Source organism: Streptomyces sp. NPDC088794 (assembly GCF_044750545.1).
Taxonomy (GTDB): domain Bacteria; phylum Actinomycetota; class Actinomycetes; order Streptomycetales; family Streptomycetaceae; genus Streptomyces.
In genome coordinates this window covers 420,686-444,537 of the sequence record NZ_JBIVKB010000004.1, presented here as the reverse complement: position 1 = coordinate 444,537, position 23,852 = coordinate 420,686, and the positions used below count along the sequence as shown (strand labels likewise).

At 70.9% G+C, this 23,852-nt stretch carries 21 protein-coding genes and 1 tRNA gene; 13 read left to right on the top strand and 9 right to left on the bottom strand.

Translation table 11 applies throughout. The features are described from left to right. Positions 1-26 precede the first annotated feature (26 nt). The 3 genes from ACIP6U_RS14545 (at position 27) to ACIP6U_RS14535 (ending at position 3,861) form a co-directional block, all read left to right on the top strand. Positions 27-767: an ABC transporter ATP-binding protein gene (locus tag ACIP6U_RS14545; RefSeq protein WP_401716492.1), complete on the top strand. Its 741-nt coding sequence runs from the start codon at positions 27-29 to the stop codon at positions 765-767. Further along, positions 761-3,331: an ABC transporter permease gene (locus tag ACIP6U_RS14540; protein ID WP_401716489.1), complete on the top strand. Its 2,571-nt coding sequence runs from the start codon at positions 761-763 to the stop codon at positions 3,329-3,331. The genes ACIP6U_RS14545 and ACIP6U_RS14540 overlap by 7 nt, the downstream gene beginning before the upstream one ends. A gap of 74 nt (positions 3,332-3,405) precedes the next feature. Next, on the top strand, positions 3,406-3,861 hold the full coding sequence (locus tag ACIP6U_RS14535; RefSeq protein WP_401716487.1) for a hypothetical protein: 456 nt from the start codon (positions 3,406-3,408) through the stop codon (positions 3,859-3,861). Between the two features lie 103 nt (positions 3,862-3,964). Here ACIP6U_RS14535 and ACIP6U_RS14530 read toward each other — a convergent pair. From ACIP6U_RS14530 to galU, 7 genes are all read right to left on the bottom strand, one after another. Continuing rightward, positions 3,965-4,038: transfer RNA gene (locus ACIP6U_RS14530), tRNA-Ala, on the bottom strand. A gap of 124 nt (positions 4,039-4,162) precedes the next feature. Continuing rightward, positions 4,163-5,449, bottom strand: a complete 1,287-nt coding sequence (gene glpR / locus ACIP6U_RS14525) for a gephyrin-like molybdotransferase receptor GlpR (RefSeq protein ID WP_401716485.1) — start codon at positions 5,447-5,449, stop codon at positions 4,163-4,165. Between the two features lie 209 nt (positions 5,450-5,658). Continuing rightward, positions 5,659-6,282: a GNAT family N-acetyltransferase gene (locus tag ACIP6U_RS14520; RefSeq protein WP_401716483.1), complete on the bottom strand. Its 624-nt coding sequence runs from the start codon at positions 6,280-6,282 to the stop codon at positions 5,659-5,661. Between the two features lie 20 nt (positions 6,283-6,302). Continuing rightward, positions 6,303-6,845 carry a molybdenum cofactor biosynthesis protein B gene (locus ACIP6U_RS14515; protein WP_401716480.1) on the bottom strand — a complete coding sequence of 181 codons (543 nt, stop codon included), beginning with the start codon at positions 6,843-6,845 and terminating at the stop codon, positions 6,303-6,305. Continuing rightward, positions 6,842-7,321, bottom strand: coding sequence for a cyclic pyranopterin monophosphate synthase MoaC (gene moaC / locus ACIP6U_RS14510; protein ID WP_124003858.1), 480 nt, complete (start codon positions 7,319-7,321; stop codon positions 6,842-6,844). The genes ACIP6U_RS14515 and moaC overlap by 4 nt, the downstream gene beginning before the upstream one ends. A gap of 130 nt (positions 7,322-7,451) precedes the next feature. Beyond that, a complete protein-coding gene (gene glp, locus ACIP6U_RS14505; RefSeq protein WP_401716477.1) occupies positions 7,452-8,774 on the bottom strand; it encodes a gephyrin-like molybdotransferase Glp in 1,323 nt (440 codons plus the stop codon). 4 nt (positions 8,775-8,778) lie between these two features. Next, complete coding sequence (galU, locus tag ACIP6U_RS14500; RefSeq protein ID WP_401716474.1) at positions 8,779-9,681, bottom strand: UTP--glucose-1-phosphate uridylyltransferase GalU; 903 nt, start codon at positions 9,679-9,681, stop codon at positions 8,779-8,781. Between the two features lie 94 nt (positions 9,682-9,775). Between galU and ACIP6U_RS14495 the strand changes: the two genes are divergently transcribed. Further along, positions 9,776-10,390, top strand: a complete 615-nt coding sequence (locus ACIP6U_RS14495) for a 5-formyltetrahydrofolate cyclo-ligase (RefSeq protein WP_401716471.1) — start codon at positions 9,776-9,778, stop codon at positions 10,388-10,390. 98 nt (positions 10,391-10,488) lie between these two features. On the opposite strand, the gene ACIP6U_RS14490 is transcribed toward ACIP6U_RS14495, so the two are convergent. Beyond that, a complete protein-coding gene (locus tag ACIP6U_RS14490) occupies positions 10,489-13,245 on the bottom strand; it encodes a penicillin acylase family protein (RefSeq protein WP_401716468.1) in 2,757 nt (918 codons plus the stop codon). Between the two features lie 240 nt (positions 13,246-13,485). Here ACIP6U_RS14490 and ACIP6U_RS14485 point away from each other — a divergent pair, with 240 nt between their 5' ends. The 6 genes from ACIP6U_RS14485 to mscL all read left to right on the top strand — a co-directional run bounded on the left by ACIP6U_RS14485 (position 13,486) and on the right by mscL (position 19,235). Beyond that, the gene (locus tag ACIP6U_RS14485; RefSeq protein WP_401716999.1) at positions 13,486-15,021 is read left to right on the top strand and encodes a potassium/proton antiporter; all 1,536 of its coding nucleotides are present in this window, start codon (positions 13,486-13,488) and stop codon (positions 15,019-15,021) included. A 250-nt stretch (positions 15,022-15,271) separates the two neighbouring features. Further along, positions 15,272-16,564 carry an MFS transporter gene (locus ACIP6U_RS14480; protein WP_401716465.1) on the top strand — a complete coding sequence of 431 codons (1,293 nt, stop codon included), beginning with the start codon at positions 15,272-15,274 and terminating at the stop codon, positions 16,562-16,564. Positions 16,565-16,631: 67 nt separating this feature from the next. Continuing rightward, positions 16,632-16,970, top strand: coding sequence for an FmdB family zinc ribbon protein (locus ACIP6U_RS14475; RefSeq protein ID WP_401716462.1), 339 nt, complete (start codon positions 16,632-16,634; stop codon positions 16,968-16,970). Between the two features lie 122 nt (positions 16,971-17,092). Then, positions 17,093-17,926, top strand: coding sequence for an S-methyl-5'-thioadenosine phosphorylase (locus ACIP6U_RS14470; protein WP_401716459.1), 834 nt, complete (start codon positions 17,093-17,095; stop codon positions 17,924-17,926). Between the two features lie 175 nt (positions 17,927-18,101). After that, complete coding sequence (locus ACIP6U_RS14465) at positions 18,102-18,623, top strand: hypothetical protein (protein ID WP_401716457.1); 522 nt, start codon at positions 18,102-18,104, stop codon at positions 18,621-18,623. Between the two features lie 147 nt (positions 18,624-18,770). Further along, positions 18,771-19,235 (top strand): large conductance mechanosensitive channel protein MscL, encoded by a 465-nt coding sequence (gene mscL, locus ACIP6U_RS14460; RefSeq protein WP_401716454.1) that lies wholly within the window; start codon positions 18,771-18,773, stop codon positions 19,233-19,235. Between the two features lie 55 nt (positions 19,236-19,290). Here mscL and ACIP6U_RS14455 read toward each other — a convergent pair whose 3' ends face one another. Continuing rightward, entirely contained in the window at positions 19,291-19,476 is a 186-nt protein-coding gene (locus tag ACIP6U_RS14455) for a hypothetical protein (protein ID WP_401716451.1), read from the bottom strand. Positions 19,477-19,553: 77 nt separating this feature from the next. Between ACIP6U_RS14455 and ACIP6U_RS14450 the strand changes: the two genes are divergently transcribed. The 3 genes from ACIP6U_RS14450 (at position 19,554) to ACIP6U_RS14440 (ending at position 23,700) form a co-directional block, all read left to right on the top strand. Then, positions 19,554-20,783 carry a low temperature requirement protein A gene (locus tag ACIP6U_RS14450; RefSeq protein WP_401716450.1) on the top strand — a complete coding sequence of 410 codons (1,230 nt, stop codon included), beginning with the start codon at positions 19,554-19,556 and terminating at the stop codon, positions 20,781-20,783. Positions 20,784-20,876: 93 nt separating this feature from the next. Then, a complete protein-coding gene (locus ACIP6U_RS14445; protein ID WP_401716447.1) occupies positions 20,877-21,905 on the top strand; it encodes a P1 family peptidase in 1,029 nt (342 codons plus the stop codon). Between the two features lie 565 nt (positions 21,906-22,470). Then, positions 22,471-23,700, top strand: a complete 1,230-nt coding sequence (locus tag ACIP6U_RS14440; protein WP_401716444.1) for an Ig-like domain-containing protein — start codon at positions 22,471-22,473, stop codon at positions 23,698-23,700. Positions 23,701-23,852: the final 152 nt, after the last annotated feature.

The following is a 23,852-nucleotide window of genomic DNA, read 5'->3' as shown; positions in this document are numbered from 1 at the left end:
GGGCGGGCATACGGGAAGAGGGTCGGATGCGGTCCAGCGCGATCGAACTACAAGGCGTGCGGCGGACGTTCGGGTCGGGAGACGGCCAAGTCACCGCCCTGGACGGCGTGTCGCTCGCCTTCGGGCAAGGCACCTTCACCGCCGTGATGGGCCCGTCCGGCTCGGGCAAGTCCACGCTGTTGCAGTGCGCGGCCGGCCTGGACCGCCCCACCTCGGGCTCGGTCCGGCTCGGCGGAACGGAACTGACGACACTCACCGAACACCGCCTCACCCTCCTGCGCCGTGAACGCGTCGGCTTCGTCTTCCAGGCCTTCAACCTCCTCCCGTCCCTGACGGCGGAACAGAACGTGGCCCTCCCGCTGCGCCTGGCCGGCCGCCGCGTGCCGAAGGCGGACGTGCGGGCGGCCCTGGCCCGCGTCGGCCTCACCGACCGCGCCCGGCACCGCCCCGGCGAACTCTCCGGCGGCCAGCAGCAACGCGTCGCCCTTGCCCGCGCCCTGATCACCCGCCCCGAGGTCCTGTTCGCCGACGAACCGACCGGCGCCCTCGACTCACGGACCGGCAGGGACGTACTCGCCCTGCTGCGCGCCATGGTCGACACGGAAAGCCGCAGCACCATCGTGATGGTCACCCACGACCCGGTCGCCGCGTCGTACGCGGACCGCGTGGTGTTCCTGGTGGACGGCCGCGTGCACGGCGAACTGGCCGGTGCCCCCGCGGCCGACATCGCGGCCCGCATGACGACGCTGGAGGCCGTGCCGTGCTGACGGTCACCGTCCAGACCCTGCGCACGCGTTGGGTCACCTTCGTCGGCAGCTTCGTCGCCCTCGCGCTCGGCGTCGCGCTGATCGCCGTCATGGGCCAGTCCCTCGCCGCCTCCCTGGACGCCCCCGAGCGCCGGCCGGAACGGTTCGCGGCGGCCGAGGTGGTGGTGAAGGGGCAGGACACCCTGCGCGTCCGCACCCCGAACGGCGTCCGCACCGAGCAACTCGCCCTGCCACGCCCGGTCCCGGCGCGGACGATCGCCGCCCTGCGCCACCTGGGCAGGGTCACCGAGGACCGCGCCTTCGCCGTACCCACCGCGGACGGCCCCCGCGACCTCGTCGGCCACCCGTGGTCGACGGCGGCGTACGCCCCGTACGAACTCACCGCCGGGCGCGCGCCCCGCGCCGCCGACGAGGTGGTGGCGACCGGGAGTTGGACGGAGGTGGGCCGACAGGTGTGGACCGCTTTCGGGCGGGTCCACGTGGTCGGCACGGTTGAGGTGGGCGGCACGGTCGGCGTGGGCGGCACGGTTGGCGCCCGCTCCTTCGAGAACGCCCTCTTCTACACCGACTCCCGGGCCGCGCGCCTCTCGCCGGTGAGTACGCAACTCGTGGTGGACGCCGACGCGGGGGCGGTACGGCGGGTGGTGACCGGTGCGCGCGAAACGGGTTCCGGCGTACGGGCGGTGACCGGGACAGGCGGAACAACGGGCTCAGGCGCGCGGGTGCTCACCGGCGACGCCCGGCGCCTCGCGGACGCCGACCCCGACCGTGACGCCGAGGCCCTCACCGCGCTCAACGCCCTGTTCGGCACGGCCGGCGGGGTCACCGGGTTCGTGTCGGTGTTCGTCGTGGCGTCCACCTTCGCCTTCGCGGTCGCCCAGCGGCGCCGGGAGTTCGGGCTGCTGCGCCTGGCCGGCGCGACCCCGGCCCAACTCCGCCGCACGGTCTGCGCGGAGGCACTGCTGGTCGGCGTCGCGGCCTCGGCCACGGGTTGCGCGCTGGGGGCGTACGCCGCCCCGCATCTGGCGTCCCGGGTGGTCGACGGCGGTCTCGCACCGGCGTGGTTCGCGATCGGCGACCACATCTGGCCGTACCACCTGGCCTTCTGGACCGGCGTACTGGTCTCGCTGTGCGGAGTGCTGGCCGCGGCCCGCCGGGCGGGCCGAACCAGCCCGGTGGACGCGCTGCGGGAGGCGTCGGTGGACACCGCGCCCCTGACCGGCGGCCGCCTCCTGTCCGGTACGGCTCTGCTGCTCGCGGCCGTCGCCACGCAGGCGTTCGCCCTGCTCACCGACCCGGGTGACCTGCTGCACCGCAAGACGTACGTCAGCCGCCCGATGCTGCTGATCACGGCGGTGGCGTTGCTGTCACCCGCGGTGGTGCGCCCCCTGGTCCGGCTGGTCGTCCGGCTGCCCGGCGCCGTCGGCATGCTGGTGCGCGAGAACGCCGCCGCCGGTGTCCGCCGTACCGCCGCCGTCGCGGCCCCCGTCCTGGTCACGGTGGCCCTGACCGGTTCCCTGCTGGGCGCCACCGCGACGCTGGAGGGCGCACGGGCGACGGAGGCTCGGGAGCGGACGGTCGCCGACTTCGTCCTCACCCCACCATCCGGAACGGGCTTCACCCCGACCACTCTGCGCCGCCTGCGCACGGTCCCCCACACGGTCGTCTCCCCCACGGCGACGACCTCCGTCCACTACGTGGAGGACGGAGTCGCCCTGATCAAGTCGCAGGCGCGCGCGGCCGATCCGCACGCCCTCGCCGCGACCGTGCGCCTGCCGCTGACCGCCGGCCGCGTCACCGACCTCGACGACGACTCGATCATCGTGAACGAGGAATGGGCCAGGCACACCGTGGGCCGGCACGTGAGCGTCTGGCTGGGCGACGGCACCCGGAAGTCCCTGCGCATCGCGGCCGTGATGCCGGTCGGCACCGGGGACAACGGCGCGTACGTGACGCCGGCCAACGCCCCGCGCGCCCCCGTCGACCGGGTCGAGGTGAAGGTACGGGCGGGCGGGAGTGCGAGCGAGGTGGCGGCGGAGCTGCGGAAGGCGGTGAACGGCACCGGAGCCGAGATCCTCACGAGGGCCGACTGGCTACGACGCACAGCCCCCTCCCCCTCGGTCGGCCTGGGCGCCGGAACGGACCGCACGACCCGCCTCGGCTTCCTCCTCGTCCTCGGGATCGCCCTCCTCTACACCGGCATCTCCCTCGCCAACACCCTGGTCATGGCGGCCACCGACCGGCTGCGCGACCTGGAGACCCTCCGCCTGACGGGCGCCACGAGGGGCCAACTCCTGCGTCTGATCACGGCGGAGTCATTGACGACGGTGGCACTGGGCGCGTTCCTGGGCCTGCTGGTCGCCGCCCTGAACCTGCTCGGCATGTGGACGGCCCTGGCCCGCCAGTCGGTATGGACCCCGCTCCGACTCCCCTGGCCCGCCCTCGCCCTGACCACGACGTGCTGCGCGGCGGTAGCCGTCATCGCGGCCCTGATCCCGACGGGCGGTACGGCCCTTGGCAGGCGCTGCACACCCGCTTGCGCGCCCCGAGCCGACCCACCCTGATAGCTGTCAGGGTCACGACGTCCCTGGTGCGGTCTACGGTTCGGGTCGTCGATCAAGACTACAGAGGAGACCCCATGGGACTGAGAAAACGAGCGGCTGCGACGGTCGCGACGCTGATCGCCGCGTTCCTTCTTCCGCTGGCCGCGCAGGCACCGGCACAGGCCGCCGCCACCGCGTGGACGCCGGGGATCTCCCCCTTGTACTCAGGCGAGTATGTGCAGCGGGACGTACAAGGTGGTGACAATGCTGACCAGGCGCTCAAGATTTGCGCCTTGGCCTCAGGCATCGCCTGTATCTCGGTCGGTCAGGGCGACGGCAAGCAGAGCATCTTCCACCTGTACAGGTGCGGTTCGCGGTCGCTCTCGAACTTCATCGACGCGCTCTCTGTGCTCAACAACCAGACGGGCGGAGCCGAAGTCCGTTTCACGGGGCCCAACGTGGGCACGTACCGCGCCCCTGCCAACTCCAACACCATCTGGAGATTCCCGAACGCGGCGACGTACGACTTCAACACCATGTCCATCTGCTGAGGTCACACCGCCCCGGGCACGCCGATGAGGGTGTCCGGGGCATCGCCCGTACGACACCAAAGAGCCCCAACCGGACCAAACCGGTTGGGGCTCTGAGCTGCGGTGGACCTGTGGGGATTTGAACCCCAGACCCCCTCGATGCGAACGAGGTGCGCTACCAGACTGCGCCACAGGCCCTTGCAACGAGTGAAACTCTAGCATCCCGGTCCGCGTGCTTGGAAATCCGTTCCCGGGCCCGGCAGACGGCCGCGGCACAGGTGGGGGCGGGGGCGGATGCGGAGGGCGAGCGCCCCGGGCCGGCCTATTCGTTGGCGGCCCGGGGCCGCTCCCCGTCCTCGTACTGGTCGAACAGCGGCGTACGCCCGCGCTCCCGCGCACGCCTCGCGGACGCGGCCCGGCGGGCGTCGCTGCGGCCCTCGTCGTCCGTCTCCGTCTCCGCCTGGTCGTCGGCGGGATCCAGGTGGGCGTCCGCGCCGGGCTCGGCACCGGAACCGGCCTCCGCCTCCTGGCCCCCGGCGACCGAGCTCGACCGCGCCGAGCTCCACGCGTCCGGCGCCCCCAGGTCCACGTCCGAGGTGGCCCGCGGAGCGACCGGCGCGGTCACGTACGTCGGCAGCGGCACCGGCACCGGGTCCCAGCTGTCGCCGTGTCCGGGCCGCCGCTGGCGCTCGCGCTGCTGGTCGACCCACTCGGCGTGGTCGGTCTGCTCGACGAGGGCGCGACGGTCGGCGGCGAGCGCCGACATGCCGGGATCCAGTTCCTGCTCTGGCGCACCCTCCGGCGACTCGGCCTCGGCCTCCGCGGTGGCCCGTCGGCGCGGCTGGCGCTGCCGCTCCCGCAGCCGCTGCGCGGCGGCCTCGGCCCGGCGCCGGTCCATCTGGTAGGTGAACCGGCGCTGCTCCTGGGAGCGCAGGTACACGATGTAGCCGCTCAGCAGTATCGCGGGCACACCCGGCGCCCACAGGAACGCCAGTCCCCCGACCGCCGCGACGATCGTGCCCATCGTGAAGGCGAGGAAGAGCATCACGGTGGTACGCCGACGGCGCGCGAGCACCTTCGTACGTCGGGCGCGTGCGGCGGCCGCCTCGGCCGCGGCCGAACGCCGGGCGGCCGGGACGCGCTTGCGTGCCGGCGCGGAGCCGGATGCGGGCGCCGGTGCGGAGTGGGACGCGCGCGCCGGCGCGGAACCGGACGCGGGAGCGGACGTATGACTCGATGCGGGACCGGATGTACGGGCGGGTTTGGGACTCGGCGCCTGTGCCGACCCGGTGCCTGCCGCCGGCGCCTTCACGTCCGCGCGCACCTGGGCGCGCGCCGGAGGCATGGCGAAGGCCCGGACGTCCACCGAGTCGGTGACGACGTCCGGAGCGTCGGCGCTGGGCTCCCCCTCTTCGGTGGAGCGCGCGCGCAGGTCCTTGGCGTACCGGCGCTCCATGCCCGCCCGTCCGGACAGCAACCGGATGGCTGTGCTGAAGCGTTCCGTCGGACGGGCCTCGTTCAGCTCGTCCTGCCTACGGAGCCACATCGGCACCAAGTAGGCGGCCCAGGCCCCGACAATGACTGCGTAGATGAGGCCGCTGCTGCTCACGCCTCACACGGTAGAGGGGTTTGCGTGAGGCCATCTGCCAATTGAGCCGGTGTGTCGCACGATCTGGCTGATATTTCGAACTTTTTTTGTGACCGATGCGATCAGCAGCCCACCGAGGGCGCGAAATTAATGCCTTCAGGCGGTCGCCGAGCGATCAATTTCGAACACTTATTCAATTTCTGGGTCTAACGCCGGCCCTATCGCCGGACCTATCCGGGATTCCCCGGCGTGTTCTGCGGGTTCCGCTGAGAGCGTGCCCGCTGCCAGCGGTTCAGCAACCCGTCGGGGACCTCTTCCGCCGTGAGCGCGAAGACGAGATGGTCGCGCCAGGCTCCGTCGATGTGGAGATAACGCGGCCTGAGCCCCTCCTCGCGGAATCCGAGTTTCTCCACCACGCGGCGGCTGGGTCCGTTCTCGGGGCGAATGCAGACCTCGATGCGGTGCAGACCAACGGTGCGGAAACAGTGGTCCACGACGAGCGCCACGGACGTCGGCATCACACCGCGCCCGGCCACCGACTCGTCCACCCAGTAGCCGACATGGCCCGAGCACATCGAGCCCCAGGTGATCCCGGCGACCGTCAACTGCCCGACCAGGCGCCCCTGGTACTCGATGACGAACGGCAGCATCCGGCCCGAGTTCGCCTCGGACCGCAGATGCCGGACCATCTGGCGGTAGGTCGGCCGGTGCGCGATGGGCCCGCTGGGCGTGGGCGGCGGAATGGTCGCCTCCCAGGGGCGCAGCCAGTCCCGGTTGCGCCGGTTGACCTCGCGCCAGGCGCGCTGGTCACGCAGTTTTATCGGCCTCAGGACGATGTCGCCGTCCGCCAGCACGGCGGGCCAGGATGGGCTGTTCAGCTCGCACCCCCACTGGTGACGCCGGGTCTTTGGTGGTCGCCGCCCCGGATCTGGTCGACGGCGTGCACCAGCAGGGGTTCCAGGACGGCGAGACCGTCCTTCACCCCGCCGGTGGAACCCGGCAGGTTGACGATCAGTGTCCGACCGGCCACCCCGGCCAGTCCCCGGGAGAGCGCGGCGGTCGGCACCTTCTCCCGTCCGAACGCCCGGACGGCCTCGGCGATGCCCGGTACTTCGTAGTCGATCACCCGGCAGGTCGCCTCCGGCGTGCGGTCGGTGGGCGAGACGCCGGTGCCGCCGGTGGTGACGATCACGTCGTAGCCGGCCTCGGTGCCCGCCCGCAGCGCGGCCTCGACCGGGTCGCCGTCGGGCACGACCCGCGGCCCGTCCACGGCGAAGCCCAGGCCCTTGAGTCCCTCGGCGATCAGCGGACCGCCCTTGTCCTCGTAGACCCCGGCCGCGGCCCGGTTGGAGGCCGTGACGACGAGGGCGCTGTAGGGCGCGGCAAGGGCACCGCCTATGGGCGCGTCGAGGCTCATGACCGGCTCCAGTCGCCCGACTTGCCGCCCGTCTTCTCCTCCACGCGCACGTCTGTGATGACCGCTCCCTTGTCGACCGCCTTGACCATGTCGATCACGGTGAGCGCGGCGACGGAGACCGCGGTGAGCGCCTCCATCTCGACGCCCGTGCGGTCCGTGGTCTTCACGGTGGCCAGGATCTCCACGGCGTCGTCCGCGACCGACAGGTCCAGTTTCACACCGGACACCGACAACGGGTGACAGAGCGGGATGAGGTCCGGTGTGCGCTTGGCGCCCATGATCCCCGCGATCCGCGCGGTGGCCAGCGCGTCGCCCTTCGGGACGCCCTCACCGCGCAGCAGTTCGATCACGCGGGGCGAGACGAGGACGCGCCCGCTGGCGCGGGCGGTCCGGGCGGTCACGTCCTTCCCGGATACGTCGACCATGCGGGCGGCACCCGCGTCGTCGATGTGGGTCAGACGGTCCTGCGTGCTCATGGCGTGTGGCGCTCCCGGTCCGGGCCCGTCGCGATGCGGCGCGCGGGCCTGTTGTGCGCGACACGGTACCGCCAAGTCGGCGCGGACAACGGACCAGCACGGCCTCTTCGACCGGCACGCACGCGTGGGCTCAGCCCAGCAGGACGACCTCGACCTCACTGCCGGGCTCCACGGACTCCACGTCCTCGGGTACGACGATCAGCGCGTCGGCGTGCGCGAGGGCCGCGACCAGGTGCGATCCGGCACCACCGACCGGGCTCACCGAGCCGTCGGCGTACGTGGCCCGCAGGAACTGCCGGCGCCCCTTCGGCGAGGTCAGCGCCTTGGCCGCGGTCAGGGTGGCCCGGGTCCTGGGCCGGTGGATGTCGTCGAGCCCCATGAGCGCGCGGATCGCGGGCCGCGCGAACAGCTCGAAGGAGACGTACGACGACACCGGGTTGCCCGGCAGGGCGAGCAGCGGGGTGTGGTCGGGGCCGATGGAGCCGAAACCCTGGGGCTTGCCCGGCTGCATGGCAAGCTTGCGGAACTCGATGCCGCTGCCCGGCGCGTCCTCGTCGCCGACGTGGGACAGCGCTTCCTTGACGACGTCGTACGCCCCGACGCTCACGCCGCCGGTGGTGACCAGGAGGTCGGCGCGGACGAGTTGGTCCTCGATGGTGGCGCGCAGGGTCTCGGCGTCGTCGGCGACGGCACCCACCCGGTAGGCGATGGCTCCGGCGTCGATGGCGGCCGCGGTGAGGGCGAAACTGTTGGAGTCGTAGATCTGGCCGCTGCCCAACTGCTCGTCGGGCTGGACGAGTTCACTGCCGGTGGACATGACGACCACGCGTGGACGCGGGCGCACGCGTACCGTGCCGCGGCCGATCGCCGCGAGCAGGGCGATCTGCGGCGGGCCCAGGACGGTGCCCGCGTCCAGGGCGCGGTCCCCGGCCTTCACGTCGCTGCCCTTCGCGCGGACGTGCGCGCGTGCCTCGGCCGGCCGGTACACGTGCACATGGCCCTCGGCGGCCTCGGGGGCCAGGCTGCGGGCGCGCATCCCGGTCACCGGTCCTTCGCCGAGGCCTCCGTCGGTCCACTCGACGGGGACGACGGTCTCGGCGCCGGGCGGCAGCGGGGCGCCGGTCATGATGCGGGCGGCCTGGCCCGGGCCCACGTGGAGCAGGTCGGCCTGGCCCGCCGCGACGTCGCCGACGACCTCCAGGACGGCGGGGAACTCCTCGCTCGCGCCCGCGACATCCGCGACCCGTACCGCGTACCCGTCCATGGAGCTGTTGTCGAAGGGCGGCAGCGACAGAGGCACCGTGATGTCTTCGACGAGGACGCAGCCCTGGGCGTCCAGCAGGTTCAGCTCGATGGGTTCGAGGGGGCGGACGGTGGCGAGGATGTCCTCCAGGTGTTCCTCCACCGACCACAGGTGGTCCGGGCCGGCGGTGCGGGGCGCGGCGCTGCTCAAATCGCTACATCTCCTCGGCTACGTAACTGCGAAGCCAGGTCCGGAAGTCCGGGCCCAGATCTTCACGTTCGCACGCGAGTCTGACAATGGCACGCAGATAGTCGCCGCGGTCGCCGGTGTCATAGCGGCGGCCCTTGAAGACGACGCCGTGCACCGGGCCGCCGACCTTCTCGTCCTGGGCGAGCTGCTGGAGGGCGTCGGTGAGCTGGATCTCGCCGCCGCGGCCCGGCTCGGTCTTGCGCAGTATGTCGAAGATGTGGGGGTCGAGGACGTAGCGTCCGATGACCGCGTAGTTCGACGGGGCGTCCACCGGGTCGGGCTTCTCGACCAGGCCGGTCACCTTGACGACGTCGCCGTCCGCGGTGGGCTCGACGGCCGCGGAGCCGTAGAGGTGGATCTGCTCCGGCTCGACCTCCATGAGGGCGATGACGCTGCCGCCGTGCTGCTCCTGGACCGCGACCATGCGCGCGAGCAGCGGGTCGCGCGGGTCGATCAGGTCGTCGCCGAGCAGGACCGCGAAGGGCTCGTGGCCCACGTGCGGGGCCGCGCAGAGCACGGCGTGACCGAGACCCCTGGGGTCGCCCTGGCGCACGTAGTGCATGGTCGCGAGGTCGCTGGACTCCTGGACCTTGGCCAGCCGGCTGGCGTCACCCTTCTTCTGAAGGGCGGACTCGAGCTCGTAGTTGCGGTCGAAGTGGTCCTCCAGGGGACGCTTGTTGCGCCCCGTGATCATGAGGACGTCGTCGAGGCCCGCGGACACGGCCTCCTCGACCACGTACTGGATCGCCGGCTTGTCGACGACGGGCAGCATCTCCTTGGGAGTGGCCTTCGTGGCCGGCAGGAACCGGGTGCCGAGGCCGGCTGCGGGAATGACAGCCTTGCTGATCCTGGGGTGCGACTGAGTCATGTCCGTAACCTTATCCGGTGCCTTTGCAGTGAATCTGTGGCTCCGGTTAATTAGCTCTCATATGAGCGCATTAGGAAGGGTACGGGTGCGACCTGTGAGTCACATCGGACGTGCGGCCGAGCCTGGCAAGCAAATGTTGCGGCGAGAGTTCCTCGCGGTGAGGAACAGGTTGACGGCGGATGACGTGCGGGAATCCGCGGGCGAGTTGGCCACGCGCGCGCTCGAACTGCCCGAGTTGGCGCACGCGCGCACGGTGGCGGCGTACGTCTCCGTGGGCAGCGAACCCGGAACGCTCGCGCTGCTGGACGCGCTGCACGCGCGGGGCGTGCGGGTGCTGCTCCCCGCGCTCCTGCCGGACAACGACCTGGACTGGGGCTCCTACGCCGGCGAGGGCTCCCTCGCCCGGGTCCAACACGGCGGAAAGATGGCCCTGTTCGAGCCCACCGGCACACGTCTCGGCCCGCACGCCGTCACCGAGGCGGACGCCGTGCTGCTGCCCGGCCTCGCGGTCGACGCGCGCGGGATGCGGCTGGGACGCGGCGGAGGGTCGTACGACCGGGTGCTCGCGCGCCTGGAGCGCGCGGACGTCCGTCCCGCGCTGGTGGTGCTCCTCTACGACACGGAGGTCGTCGAGCGTGTTCCGGCGGAGGAGCACGACCGGCCGGTGCACGCCGCGGTGACGCCGTCGGCGGTGCACCGCTTCCGGTAGCGGGGCAGCGGCGGGTGACGTCCTGCGGGATACGCCGAAGGGCCCTCCACGCGTGCGTGGAGGGCCCTTTGAGGTCGTAGCCGCTTACCGCGGGCGGCTCACGGTTTCAGGACCAGCGTGTCGCTCGTGCTGTCGTCGACGGCCTTGTCCGAGAAGGACCACGGCAGCAGTTCGCCGTCGGCCCACTTGCTCGTCTGGTCGGTGTAGTGCGCGCTGAAGGCGTGCCCGGAGGCGCCGGTGAGATTGATCCACTTCGACTTGTCGAGGTCGTCGAGGTTGACCACCATGCGCATCGACGGCACCCACACGACGCCGTAACCGCCGGCGGCGTTCCACCCGGTGGCGTTGACCGTCGCCTCGCCGCCACCGAGCTTCCAGGGGCCGCGGTTGAGGATGTACTGCACGACGGCGGGACCGCTGGTGCCGAGGGTCTGGTTCTTCAGGAACAGGCGGTGCAGCCGGCCCCAGCTCCAGGTGTCGATGTCCTTGCCGAGCTTGGCGGTCAGCTCCCAACGGGCGTCGATCATCGCGCGCTTGAACAGGTCGTCACGGTTGTCGGTGGCGCCGGGCCGGGTGCCCGACTTGGGCGTGGTCCACCAGTCGCTCTTGGGGTCGTTCATGAGGTTGCGCACGACCTCGAACCAGCGGTCGCCGCCGTCGGGTTGCGCCTGGTCGGCGTCGCGCTGACCGCACTCCCTGACCTTCTGGGTGTCGTCCACGGGCCCGGTGTCGTTGACGGGGTCGACCCACAGGCACTGGCCCTCGACCCGCAGTTCCTTGGGCAGCTTGTTGCCGAAGGCGAGCTTGAGGATGTTGCGCCAGACCGAATTGAAGTAGGCGGCCGCGGCCGAGTCGGCGTCCTGGGTGTAGTCCCAGCCCTCCAGCAGCTCCTGCGCCTCGCGGACGTCCTTGTCGTCGATGTCGAGCTTCAGCAGCTTGGGGACGAGCAGCTTGGCGATCTCGCTGCTGTTGTCCAGCTGCATCTGGCGCATGTCGTCGGTGGAGATCTTGCCGCCGCCCTTGATCTTCGACTGGATCAGGTCGGTGATGCGCTGGCTGCGGGTGCCGTAGCCCCAGTCCGTGGTGAGCGTGTAGGGGTACTTGTCCGGGTCGATGACGGCCTGGTTGGCGGTGACGATGTAGCCGCGTTCCGGGTCGAACTCGTAGGGCAGCTCGTCCTGTTCGATGAAGCCGGTCCACTTGTACTTGGAGTCCCAGCCCGGCGCGGGGATCGAACCGTCGTCGCCCTTCGCGCGGATGGGGATCCGGCCGGGCAGCGTGTACCCGATGTGGTTGTCGGTGTCGGCGTAGACGAGGTTCTGCGAGGGCACGTCGAACTTGGCGGCCGCCGAGCGGAACTCGGTCCAGTTCGACGCCTTGTCGATGGCGAAGACGGCGTCCATGGTGGTGCCCGCGTCCAGCGCGGTCCAGCGCAGGGCGATGCCGTAGCCGTCGCCTCTGTCGGGCGCGGCCGTGTCGACGGTGGCCTTCTTGCCGACCTTCACCAGCTCGCTGTCGCGGTCGGACAGCAGGGGGCCGTTGTTCGTCTCGCGGACGACGATCTTCTTGGAGTCGCCGCCGGCGACCTTGATGGTCTCGGTACGGGACTTGAAGGGCTTCACGGTGCCGTCGTACAGGTAGCCGTCGCCGCTGAGCTTCTCCAGGTAGAGGTCGGTGACGTCGACGCCGGAGTTGGTCATGCCCCAGGCGATGTCCTGGTTGTGGCCGATGACCACGCCGGGCATGCCCGAGAAGGTGTAACCGGTCACGTCGTACTGGCACTTGGCGGAGACCGTGCGGCAGTGCAGGCCCATCTGGTACCAGACGGACGGCAGCGAGGCCGACAGGTGCGGGTCGTTGGCCAGCAGCGGTTTGCCGGTGATGGTGTACTTCCCGGCCACGACCCAGGAGTTGGAGCCGATGCCCTGGCCGTTCACGCCGACGGCCGTGGGGACGTCGTCCAGGACGTCGTAGAGGCCCGAGAGCTGGCTCTCCAGGGCCGAACCCGCCGACGAGGTGGACGAGCCCGTCGTACCGCTCGTGGACGTCCCGGAAGTGCCGCTGTCGCCCTGCTCGAACGTCTTGGTGAGCTCGTCGTACTGGCCCTCCTGGACGATCGCCTGGTTGCGGCTGTACGGGTACTCCGGGTACAGGTCCTTGATCTGCTTGGGGCCGAGCCGGCTGGTCATCAGGGCACGGTCGATCTCGTCGTCCATGTTGCCGCGCAGGTCCCAGGCCATCGCCTTCAGCCACGCCACGGAGTCGACCGGGGTCCACTGCTCGGGCTTGTAGTCGTTGACGAAGCCCAGGGCGGCGTACTCCAGGGAGATGTCCTTGCCGTCCTTGCCCTTGAGGTAGGCGTTGACTCCCTTGGAGTAGGCCTGGAGGTACTTCTTGGTGGAGGCCGACAGCTTGGTGTCGTACTCCTCCTTGGCGACCCGGTCCCAGCCCATGGTGCGCAGGAACTCGTCGTCCTTGACCTGGTCCTTGCCGAACATCTCCGACAGGCGCCCGGACGTCATGTGCCGGCGCACGTCCATCTCGTAGAACCGATCCTGCGCCTGGACATAGCCCTGCGCCATGAACAGGTCCTCGTCGGAGGAGGCGTAGATCTGGGGGATGCCGTAGCCGTCACGCTTGACGTCGACGGGTCCTGACAGACCGTCGAGCGTGATGGAGCCCTTCGTCTGCGGGAAGGACGCACGGACGGTACTGATCGACCAGTACGCCCCGTAGGCGACGCCTCCGATGATGGCCAGCACCAGGACGAGGACGACAAGGCGGGCTTTGCGCCCCTTCTTCCTGCCGGACTTGCGGGCCTTGCGACCCGTTGAGGCGGTGGTGTTGGGGGGCATCGCTGTCCTTGCTGTCCTTCCGCGAGCGGCAGGCGGGCTGGTCCATGTGACTGAGCGCTGGAGCAACCATAGGCGCAGGGCCCACAGCCCCTTGACGCGGTGTCCGCAACGAGCGCGGACGAGCGTTCGATCATGCCTCGCCGAGTGTCAAGGAATCGTCAAGAGTTAGGTAAGGTAACGAAGTACCTGGATGCGGAGCTCCATGGGCTCGTGTCCTATGTACGTGAGCTCCCGCGCGGGATGCGCGTGAGCCAGGGAAGGGAACGGCCGCTGACTGTCCACCACCTCAACCAGCTCCTGTTCGTCTGCTCGCTCGTCCTGCTCGTAGCCGTGGCCGCGGTCCGGATCTCCTCGCGCAGCGGACTCCCCAGCCTGCTCGTGTACCTGGGGATCGGCGTCGCCATGGGACAGGACGGCATCGGCGACATCCACTTCGACAACGCCGAACTGACCCAGGTCATCGGATACGCGGCCCTGGTCGTGATCCTCGCCGAGGGCGGTCTTGGCACGAAGTGGAAGGAGGTCGAGCCCGTCCTGCCGTCCGCCACCGCGCTGGCACTGGTCGGCACCGGGGTGAGCGTCGGGGTCACGGCGTCGGCCGCGCACTTCCTGATCGGGCTGGAGTGGCGCCAGGCGCTCATCATCGGGGCGGTCGTCTCCTCGACGGACGCGGCCGCGGTCTTCTCCGTGCTGCGCAAGATCCCGCTCCCCGCGCGCGTGACGGGCACCCTGGAGGCCGAGTCCGGCTTCAACGACGCCCCCGTCGTCATCCTGGTCGTCGCCTTCTCCACGGCGGGCCCGGTCGACCACTGGTACGCGCTGATCGGCGAGATAGCGCTGGAGCTGGCCATCGGCGCCGCCATCGGCCTCGCGGTGGGCTGGCTGGGCGCCTGGGGCCTGCGGCACGTCGCCCTGCCCGCCTCCGGCCTCTACCCCATCGCCGTCATGGCGATCGCCGTCACCGCGTACGCGGGTGGCGCGCTGGCGCACGGCAGCGGCTTCCTGGGTGTCTACCTCGCCTCGATGGTGATGGGCAACGCCAAGCTGCCGCACTGGCCCGCCACGCGCGGGTTCGCCGACGGGCTCGGCTGGATCGCCCAGATCGGCATGTTCGTGCTGCTCGGCCTCCTGGTCACCCCGCACGAACTCGGCGACGACATCTGGCCCGCCCTCGTCATCGGCATGGTGCTCACGATGGTGGCGCGGCCCTTGAGCGTGGTGGTCTGCCTGACGCCGTTCCGGGTGCCCTGGCAGGAGCAGACCCTCATGTCCTGGGCCGGGCTGCGCGGCGCGGTGCCCATCATCCTGGCGACGATCCCCATGGTGGAGGGCGTCGACGCCAGCCGCCGCATCTTCAACATCGTCTTCGTGCTGGTCGTCGTCTACACCCTGATCCAGGGCCCGACCCTGCCCTGGCTGGCCCGCAAGCTGCGCCTGGGCGGGGACGCCGAGGCCGCCGACCTCGGCATCGAGTCGGCGCCCCTGGAGCGACTGCGCGGACATCTTCTGTCGGTCGCCATTCCCGACGGCTCCAAGATGCACGGCGTCGAGGTGGCCGAGCTGCGGCTGCCCGCCGGAGCGGCCGTCACCCTCGTCGTCCGCGAGGGAAAATCGTTTGTCCCGCTGCCGACCACGGTCCTGCGGCACGGGGACGAACTCCTCGTCGTCGCCACCGACCCCGTCCGGGACGCCGCGGAACGACGCCTGCGCGCCGTGGGCCACGGCGGCAAGCTGGCGGACTGGCTGGGCACGGACGGGGCGGGCGCGGGGCGGTGACGCGCTCCGCCGAGCCGGGCCTTCGATCCTGTAGGCCCTTGGTCCTGCAAGCCTTCGATCCCTGTAGAATGCAAGCAGACTTTGATCGAACCAACTCTGCCTGACGCAGAGCTGGCGCGACCGTATGGCGGTCGGAACGCTCTCCACGGCGGAGACAGCGGGCTCCGGCATCTACCGCAGTTCCGCGCAAGAGGACAGCTCTCGGCGCCCCCGCACGGGCGCGCTACCAGGTGGCAGAAAGGCACGGGCCGTGGCATCCACGGTCACCACCGAGCCGTCGGAGAACTCGCCGGCTCCCACCCGCCCGGGATACGGACAGCTGCTGCGCACCCGCGGCGCCTGGACCTTCCTGCTCCCCGGCTTCGCGGCACGCCAGCCGTTCGCGATGCTCACCATCTCCATCGTGCTGCTCGTGCAGCACACCACCGGCTCGTACGGCGCCGCGGGCGCCGCCGCGGCCGTCACGGGCGTCTCGATGGCCCTGTTCGCGCCCTACAGCGGCCGCCTCGCCGACCGCTACGGACAGCGCACGGTGCTGCTCCCCGGCGTCCTCGTGCACACCGTGTCGGGTCTGACCCTGACCGCGCTCGCGCTGGCCCACGCGCCGCTGTGGGCGCTGTTCGTGGCGGCCGTGCCCACGGGCGCCTCGGTACCGCAGATCGGCCCCATGGTGCGCGCCCGCTGGGGCGTGAAGCTCCAGGACTCGCCCCTGCTGACCACCGCCGCCGCCTTCGAGTCCGTCACCGACGAACTGACCTTCGTCTTCGGCCCGCTGCTCGCCACCGCCCTGTGCACGGCCGTCGACCCGGCCGCCGGCCTGGTGACGGAGGCGGCCCTGACGCTCATCGGCGGCCTGCTGTTCGCGGCGCAGAAGAGCACCCAGCCCACGGTCGCGGTCCGCGGGCACGCACGCGTGGAGCACGTTTCCGCGCTGAGCATCCCCGGGGTGCGCGTCCTGATCGTGACCTTCCTGGGTATCGGCACCGTCTTCGGCGGCATGCAGGTCTCCCTGGCCGCGTTCACGGAGTCGATCGGCGAACCCGGCCTCAACGGCGTCCTGTACGGCGTCTTCGCGGCGGGCAACATGCTCTCCGGCATCGTCTGCGGGGCGATCGCGTGGAAGACGGCCCCGCGGCGGCGCCTGGTCGTCGGCTACGGCGCGCTCGCCCTCACGGCCTCCGGGCTGTGGGCCGCGCACTCGGTGCTCGGCCTGGCGGGCCTGGGCCTGCTCGTCGGCATGTGCATCGCGCCCGCGCTGATCACCGGTTACACGCTCGTCGAGGGCCTGGTCCCGGCGGGCGCGCGCACCGAGGCGTTCACCTGGCTGACCGGCGCGGTCGCACTCGGTCAGGCGGCCGCCGTCACCCTCGCCGGACAGCTGGAGGACCGCTTCTGGACGGGCGCCGGGTTCTTGGTGCCGGCGGCGGGCACGATACTGGCTCTGGCGACTCTCCTGACCCTCCGCTCACGCCTCGCGGTGCGGCCCCGCAGCCGGACCGTGGCACGTGGCGTCGGTCACCGCGTGCCGGTGACGGTGGACTGATCCTCAGGAATACGTCACTATGGACCGTCGTTAGCACTCACTGAGTGAGAGTGCCAGGAGGAAGACAGTGCCCACTTACCAGTACCAGTGCACCGAGTGCGGCGAGGGCCTCGAGGCGGTGCAGAAGTTCACCGATGACGCCCTCACCGAGTGCCCCAACTGTGGTGGCCGCCTGAAGAAGGTGTTCTCCGCGGTCGGCATTGTCTTCAAGGGCTCCGGTTTCTACCGCAACGACAGCCGCGGCTCCTCTTCGAGCAGCGCGCCGGCGTCGTCGGGCTCGTCGTCCAAGTCGACGTCGTCGTCCTCTTCGAGCGACTCGTCGTCGTCCTCTTCGTCTTCGTCCTCCTCGGACTCGAAGTCGAAGTCGTCGAGCACCGGCTCCTCCAGCAGCAGCTCCGCCGCATAGGACTCGCTCCCAGGACCCTGCCGTCGTAGGACGGCAGGGTCTTCGGTGTTCCCGGAGGTGTTCCCGGAGGTGTTCCCGGAGCGGCTCACCGCCCGCCGCCCGGGCCGATTACTGTGCTCGTCATGGCGAACGCAGAGATCGGTGTCATCGGCGGTTCGGGCTTCTACTCATTCCTGGAGGACGTGACCGAGGTCCAGGTGGACACCCCGTACGGGCCACCCAGCGACTCCCTCTTCCTGGGCGAGGTCGCCGGCCGCCGGGTCGCCTTCCTGCCCCGGCACGGACGCGGCCACCATCTGCCCCCGCACCGCATCAACTACCGGGCCAACCTGTGGGCGTTGCGGTCGGTCGGGGTGCGCCAGGTCCTCGGCCCGTGCGCGGTGGGCGGCCTGCGCCCCGACTACGGACCGGGCACGCTGCTCGTGCCGGACCAACTGGTCGACCGTACGAAGTCCCGGGCCGGGACGTACTTCGACGGCCTGCCACTGCCCGACGGAAACGTGCCGAACGTCGTGCACGTGTCCCTGGCCGACCCGTACTGCCCCACCGGCCGTGCCGCCGCGCTCAAGGCCGCGCGTGGACGGGACTGGGAGGCGGTGGACGGCGGCACGCTGGTCGTGATCGAGGGTCCGCGCTTCTCGACCCGCGCCGAGTCGCTCTGGCACCAGGCGCAGGGCTGGTCGATCGTGGGCATGACCGGCCACCCGGAAGCGTCCCTCGCCCGTGAACTGGAGCTCTGCTACACGTCGTTGACCCTGGTCACCGACCTCGACGCGGGCGCCGAGACCGGCGAGGGCGTCTCGCACGACGAGGTGCTGCGGGTGTTCGCGGCGAACGTGGACCGACTGCGCGGGGTGCTGTTCGACGCGGTGGCCGACCTGCCGTCCACCGAGGACCGGGACTGCCTGTGCACGACGGCCCTGGGCGGGATGGATCCGGGGTTCCCGCTGCCGTAGCGGGGTGCGGGCGCGGAGGGCTGTGCGGCTGTGGACAGCTGGAGGGTGCGGAACGTCCCGTTCGGGTGAGGGAGTTGTCCACAACCCGGCGGTCGTCCACCGGCCTCGGCGAGCTTCGGCGAAAAGCCCCATCGTGGGTTCGCAAGCCGATCCCTCGACGCAGGTGGTGACCCCCATGTCCTTCACGCACCCTTCTCCCCCGCCCCGCACCGAAACCCCCGCCACCTGCGAGGTCCCGCACTTCGCCCCCGTGCGGGTGCGCGGCGGGCGGTATCAACTGGGGCGGCTGGTACGGCATCGACGGCGGGCGCTGGCCGCGGGCCTGGCCGTGACAGCGGCCGCGCTGGTGGCGGCGGGACCGCAGCACACGGACCGGGCGCGCGGACATCCGGTGGCGGATCCCGTACGACACCACCGTGCCGTCGAGATGGTGGCCGCGCCGGTGCGGATCACCGACGGCGCCACGGTCCGGCTCCTGCGGCCCGGCGACCGGGTCGACGTCATCGCCGCGCGGGAGACGGCGACGGGCGGTGACGCGCACGTGGTCGCACGCGGGGCGCGGGTGACCAAGGTGCCTGAGCCGCTGGACGGTTCGGTCGACAGCGGGGCGCTGGTGGTGCTGTCGGTTCCGCGCTCGCTCGCCGCGCGGCTGGCCGGCGCCGGGGCGACGGCGCGGTTGGCGGTGACGCTGTGCTGAATCGGGCTGTACATGGCGTCCGTTTTCTGCTGCCTCGCTTGTCAAGTCCCTCGTTCGAGCTACCCAATTGGACAGGGCGACCTTGCCCTGACGTAGGTTGCGGAGCTGTTTGTTCCACAACCGGCGCATGCGAGAAGAGGCCCCGCGGTGAGCGAGAAGAAGGATCCGAATGTCTGGCAGGGCTTCAAGGCCTTCCTGACACGCGGGAACGTCGTGGACCTGGCGGTCGCGGTGGTCATCGGCGCCGCGTTCACCAACATCGTGAACGCGGTGGTGAAGGGACTCATCAACCCGCTCGTCGGGGCGATCGGCACCAAGAACCTCGACAGCTACAGCTCGTGCCTGAGCGACAGTTGCTCGGGCGACGAGGGCATCCAGCTCATGTGGGGCTCGGTCCTCGGCGCCACGCTGACCTTCGTGATCACGGCGGCCGTCGTCTACTTCCTGATGGTCCTGCCGATGTCGAAGTACCTGGCGCGGCAGGCGGCCCGGGACAAGGCGAAGGAGGGCACGCACGAGGTCATCGAGCTGACCGAGCTGGAGGTGCTCAAGGAGATCCGCGACGCCCTGGTCGCGCAGCGCGGCTCCGGGCCCGGCGGACAGCAGCAGTAGCGGCGGGGGTCGGTCCGGCCCGGCGGGCAGCTTGGCGGGCGGCGGTCGGCGCGGTTCAGATGTGGTGGGGCGGCTTCTCGTCGAGGAACCGCTTCAGGTCCGCCGCGCCGCCGTCGGCGCCGGGACGCTCGCCCCAGCCGCGGTCCGTGTCGTCCGAGGACTGCTGGTCCAGCGGGTCGTCGAAGACGAGCGAGGGCTTCGGCTCAGGCGACTGCGAGGCAGGCTCGGGGGCAGTGGTCATGTCTCCAGGATACGACCCCTGTGCACTTGTGAATGCTTTCACAAGAATTTCCGCCGATTATCTGGTGTGCTGGACCCATGACCAGCAGCTCGACTCCGTCGTCGGCGCCCTCCGGCGACCCCGCACGCCACAGACCCCTGCGCAGGATCACGGCCCGGGGCCGGGACGAGGCGCACCGCGTCGCCTCACCGCTCGAGCTCTTCTTCGACCTGTGCTTCGTGGTGGCCGTCGCCCAGGCGGGCATCCAACTGGTGCACTCCGTGGCCGAAGGACATCCGGGCGAGGGGATCCTCAACTACGCGATGGTGTTCTTCGCCATCTGGTGGGCGTGGATGAACTTCACCTGGTTCGCGTCGGCGTACGACAACGACGACGTGCTCTACCGGGTCGTCACCCTGATCCAGATCGCCGGAGTGCTCGTGCTCGCGGCCGGGGTGTCCCGGGCCTTCGAGGACCACGAGTTCCTGGCCGTCTGGCTGGGCTATGTGATCATGCGGGTCGCCATGAGCGCGCAGTGGCTGCGGGTCGCGCGGTCGAGCGAGGGCGCGGAGAGAACGACGGCGTTGCGGTACGCCGGCGGAGTACTGCTGTGCCAGGTCGGCTGGTTGGGGCTGCTGGTCCTGCCCGAGGGCGGCCGTGCCTGGGTCTTCCTGGTGATGGCGATCCTGGAGATGTGCGTCCCGCTCTACGCGGAGAAGGACCACCCCACCTCCTGGCACCCGCACCACATCTCCGAGCGGTACGGGCTGTTCACGATCATCGTGCTCGGCGAGACCATCGCCTCGGCCACCGTCGCCGTGAAGACGGGTGTCGACGAGAACGACGCCCTGGGCGAGCTGCTGCCCATCGCCGCGGGCGGGTTGCTGATCATCTTCGCCGCCTGGTGGATCTACTTCGTGGTGCCCATCCACGGGCACCTGCGCTCCAACCGGCAGTCCTTCCTGTGGGGTTACGGCCACTACGTGATCTTCGCGTCGGCGGCCGCGATCGGCGCGGGTCTGGAGGTGGCGGTGGAGCAGGCGGTCGGCGAGGCGCACATCTCCACGCTGGCCGCGTCGGCGGCCGTGACGCTGCCGACGGCGCTGTACCTGCTGACGGTCTGGTTGCTGCACGCACGGTTCTACAAGGTGGGCACGGTCCAGCAATTGGTCCTGCCGACCGCCGCCCTGCTGGTGATCCTCTGCACGTTCCTGGGCGACTGGGCGGTGCTCGCGGCCGGCATCGTGTCCGCGCTGACGGTGGCGACCGGGGTGACGCTGACGGCGCGCATGGTCGCCGGGGAGCGCGGGGCGACGCAGGAGGTGTGACCGGAGCACCGGGACGCCGGGCGCCCGCGCCCCGAATACGGGCACCCCACGCCGCTCACGTAACCGTGCCTCACGCCGGGCGAGACTGGGCCCATGACAGTTGACGCATTGACGGACGTGGCCGGTGTGCGGGTGGGTCATGCGACGCGCATCGGCGACGGTTGGCTGACGGGCACCACCGTCGTCCTCGCGCCGGAGGGAGGCGCCGTGGCCGCCGTGGACGTACGCGGCGGCGGTCCCGGCACCAAGGAGACCGACGCCCTCGACCCGCGCAACCTCGTGCAGAGGGTCGACGCGATCGTCCTGACCGGCGGCAGCGCGTACGGGCTCGACTCGGCGTCCGGGGTGATGGCGTGGCTGGAGGCACAGGGGCGCGGAGTGCGCGTCGGGCCGGATCCCGCGCACGTCGTGCCGGTGGTCCCCGCCGCCTGCGTCTTCGACCTCGGTCGGGGCGGCGACTTCTCCGCCCGCCCGGACGCGGCCACCGGAAGGGCGGCGGTCGAGGCGGCGGCAGGTAGTGCGGCCGGCGCTCGGGTGGAGGAGGGGTGCGTGGGTGCCGGCACCGGGGCCACGACAGGACCGCTGAAGGGTGGGATCGGTACCGCGAGCGTCGTACTCGACTCGGGGGTGACGGTGGCCGCGCTGGTCGTGGCCAATGCCGCGGGGTCGGTGGTGGATCCCGAAACGGGCGTGCTGTACGGGGAGTTGTTCCAAGGGCGCGTGCGCTATCCGGAGGCGGGCGTGCACGAGGCCGCGAGCCGGCGCCTCGCGGAGACCCAGGCGAAGAACGCCCGCCCCCCGCTCAACACCACGCTCGCTGTCGTCGCCACCGACGCGGAGTTGTCCAAGGCGCAGGCGCAGAAGCTGGCCGGTACGGCGCACGACGGCATCGCGCGCGCGGTGCGGCCGGTGCACCTGCTCCACGACGGAGACACGGTGTTCACGCTGGCGACCGGAGCCCACCCGCTCGACGCCGAGAACCCCCTCGCCCTGAACGACCTCCTCGCGGCAGGCGCGGACCTGGTGACCCGCGCGATCGTACGAGCGGTGCACGCCGCGAGGCCGGTGACGGGGGCGGGCGGGGAGTGGCCGTCGTATGGGGAGTTGTACGGGGAGAGGTGACGCGGGGGGAGGGCATCGGCGTTCGCTACGACGGCGCGGCGACCGGGGGTGGCGGGGCGGCCGGGGGTGGCGCGGCGGCCGGGGGTGGCGCGGCGGCCGGGGGTGGCGCGGCGGCCGGAGTGGCGTGGCGGGAAATCGGCTCGGCGGTCCGGCGCGGAAGCCTGGCGCGGCGGCTCGGCGCGGAAGTCCGGCGGACGGCGCAACAGCGCGCCTGCGCAACGCAGAAGCCTGGCGCAACGGCGCGGGAGTCCCGCACGGCTGCATGGTGCGGCGGCGCAGCCGCGGAGGTTCGACACGGCGCCCCGGCGCGGCACCGGGAGCCCGGGAGCCCGGGACAGGGAGCTTGACCGCGTGCCGGGCGCTGCCGGCGAGGGCGCGAGGGCGGCGAGGGCGGGGACCGGCACGCGGACGCGTCCGTAGGGCACGGAAGTTGGGCGGGTGATTGTCCGGGTTTTGTCACGCGATGGCGTTCATGGGGAACGCGGGGAACCTCACCCCGGGTGGGGGCCCTCTTTGTTCACGCATCGGAGCGGATCACGCACATCACACGAACCTGGAGCAGCCCGTGACAACGCCGGACATAGCAGCGCGGCGCGTACTGGGGGCCATCGCCGCCCTGGTGGTCGGCACCCTCACCCTCAGTGGCTGCGGTGGCGACGCCAATGCCGACACCAACGCCGGGAGCGGTGGCAAGAACGGTGACACGGCGGTCAGGACGTCCGTCGCGAAGATCGTCATCTCGGCGAAGGACGGCTCGACCAACGCGTCGATCAACACGACCGGAGTGAAGGTCAGCGGCGGCAAGTTGGCCGCCGTGAAGATGACGGTCGCGGGGTCGGGGCAGGCCGTCGAGGGCGTGCTGTCGGCGAACGGCAGCAGTTGGCAGCCGAAGGAGCAGTTGGAGCGCGGGACGAAGTACGAGATATCGGCGACCGCGAAGGACGCGAGCGGCAAGACCTCCGCGGCCAACTCGATCTTCACGACGGTCTCTTCGGCCAACAGCTTCATCGGCACGTACACGCCGGACAACGGGACCACGGTCGGTGTCGGGATGCCGGTGTCGTTCACCTTCGACAAGGCGATCAGCGACACGAAGGCCGTGCAGTCGCACATCACGGTCACCTCGACCAGCGGGCAGCAGGTCGAAGGGCACTGGTTCGGGGCGCAGCGGCTCGACTTCCGGCCCGAGGAGTACTGGAAGGCGGGCTCCAAGGTCACGATGAAGATCGACCTGGACGGCGTGCAGGGCGCGAACGGTGTCTACGGGGTGCAGAAGAAGACCGTCACCTTCACCATCGGGCGTTCGCAGGTCTCCACGGTCGACGTCAACACACAGACCATGACGGTCGTACGCGATGGCCGGACCCTCAAGTCGGTCCCGATCTCGTCGGGCAGCCCGGAGCACACGACGTACAACGGGCAGATGGTGATCTCCGAGAAGTTCACGCAGACGCGGATGAACAGCCGGACGGTCGGGCTCGGCGGCGAGTACGACATCCCGGACGTGCCGCACGCGATGCGACTGACCTCGTCGGGGACGTTCATCCACGGCAACTACTGGTACGACAAGGGCAACCCGCCCTTCGGCCGGACGGGCACCAGCCACGGCTGTGTCGGGCTCGCGGACGTGCAGGGCGCGCAGGGCGCGACGAACGCCAAGTGGTTCTACGACAATTCACTCATCGGGGACGTAGTGATCGTGAAGAACTCCCCCGACAAGACGGTCTCCCCGGACAACGGGCTCAACGGCTGGAACCTGCCGTGGAGCGAGTGGACCGCCGGAAGTGCCGCCTGACCGGCGGGTTTTGACGGATCTTCGGGCCGTGCGGGAACTCCCCGCACGGCCCGCGCGTTTTGTGGACGTACGTTTTCTCGGTTCCCGGACATGATGTCCGACCGAGGGGCTACGGTATGCACCCACAAGGTGACATGCAGCAACGCCGGGAG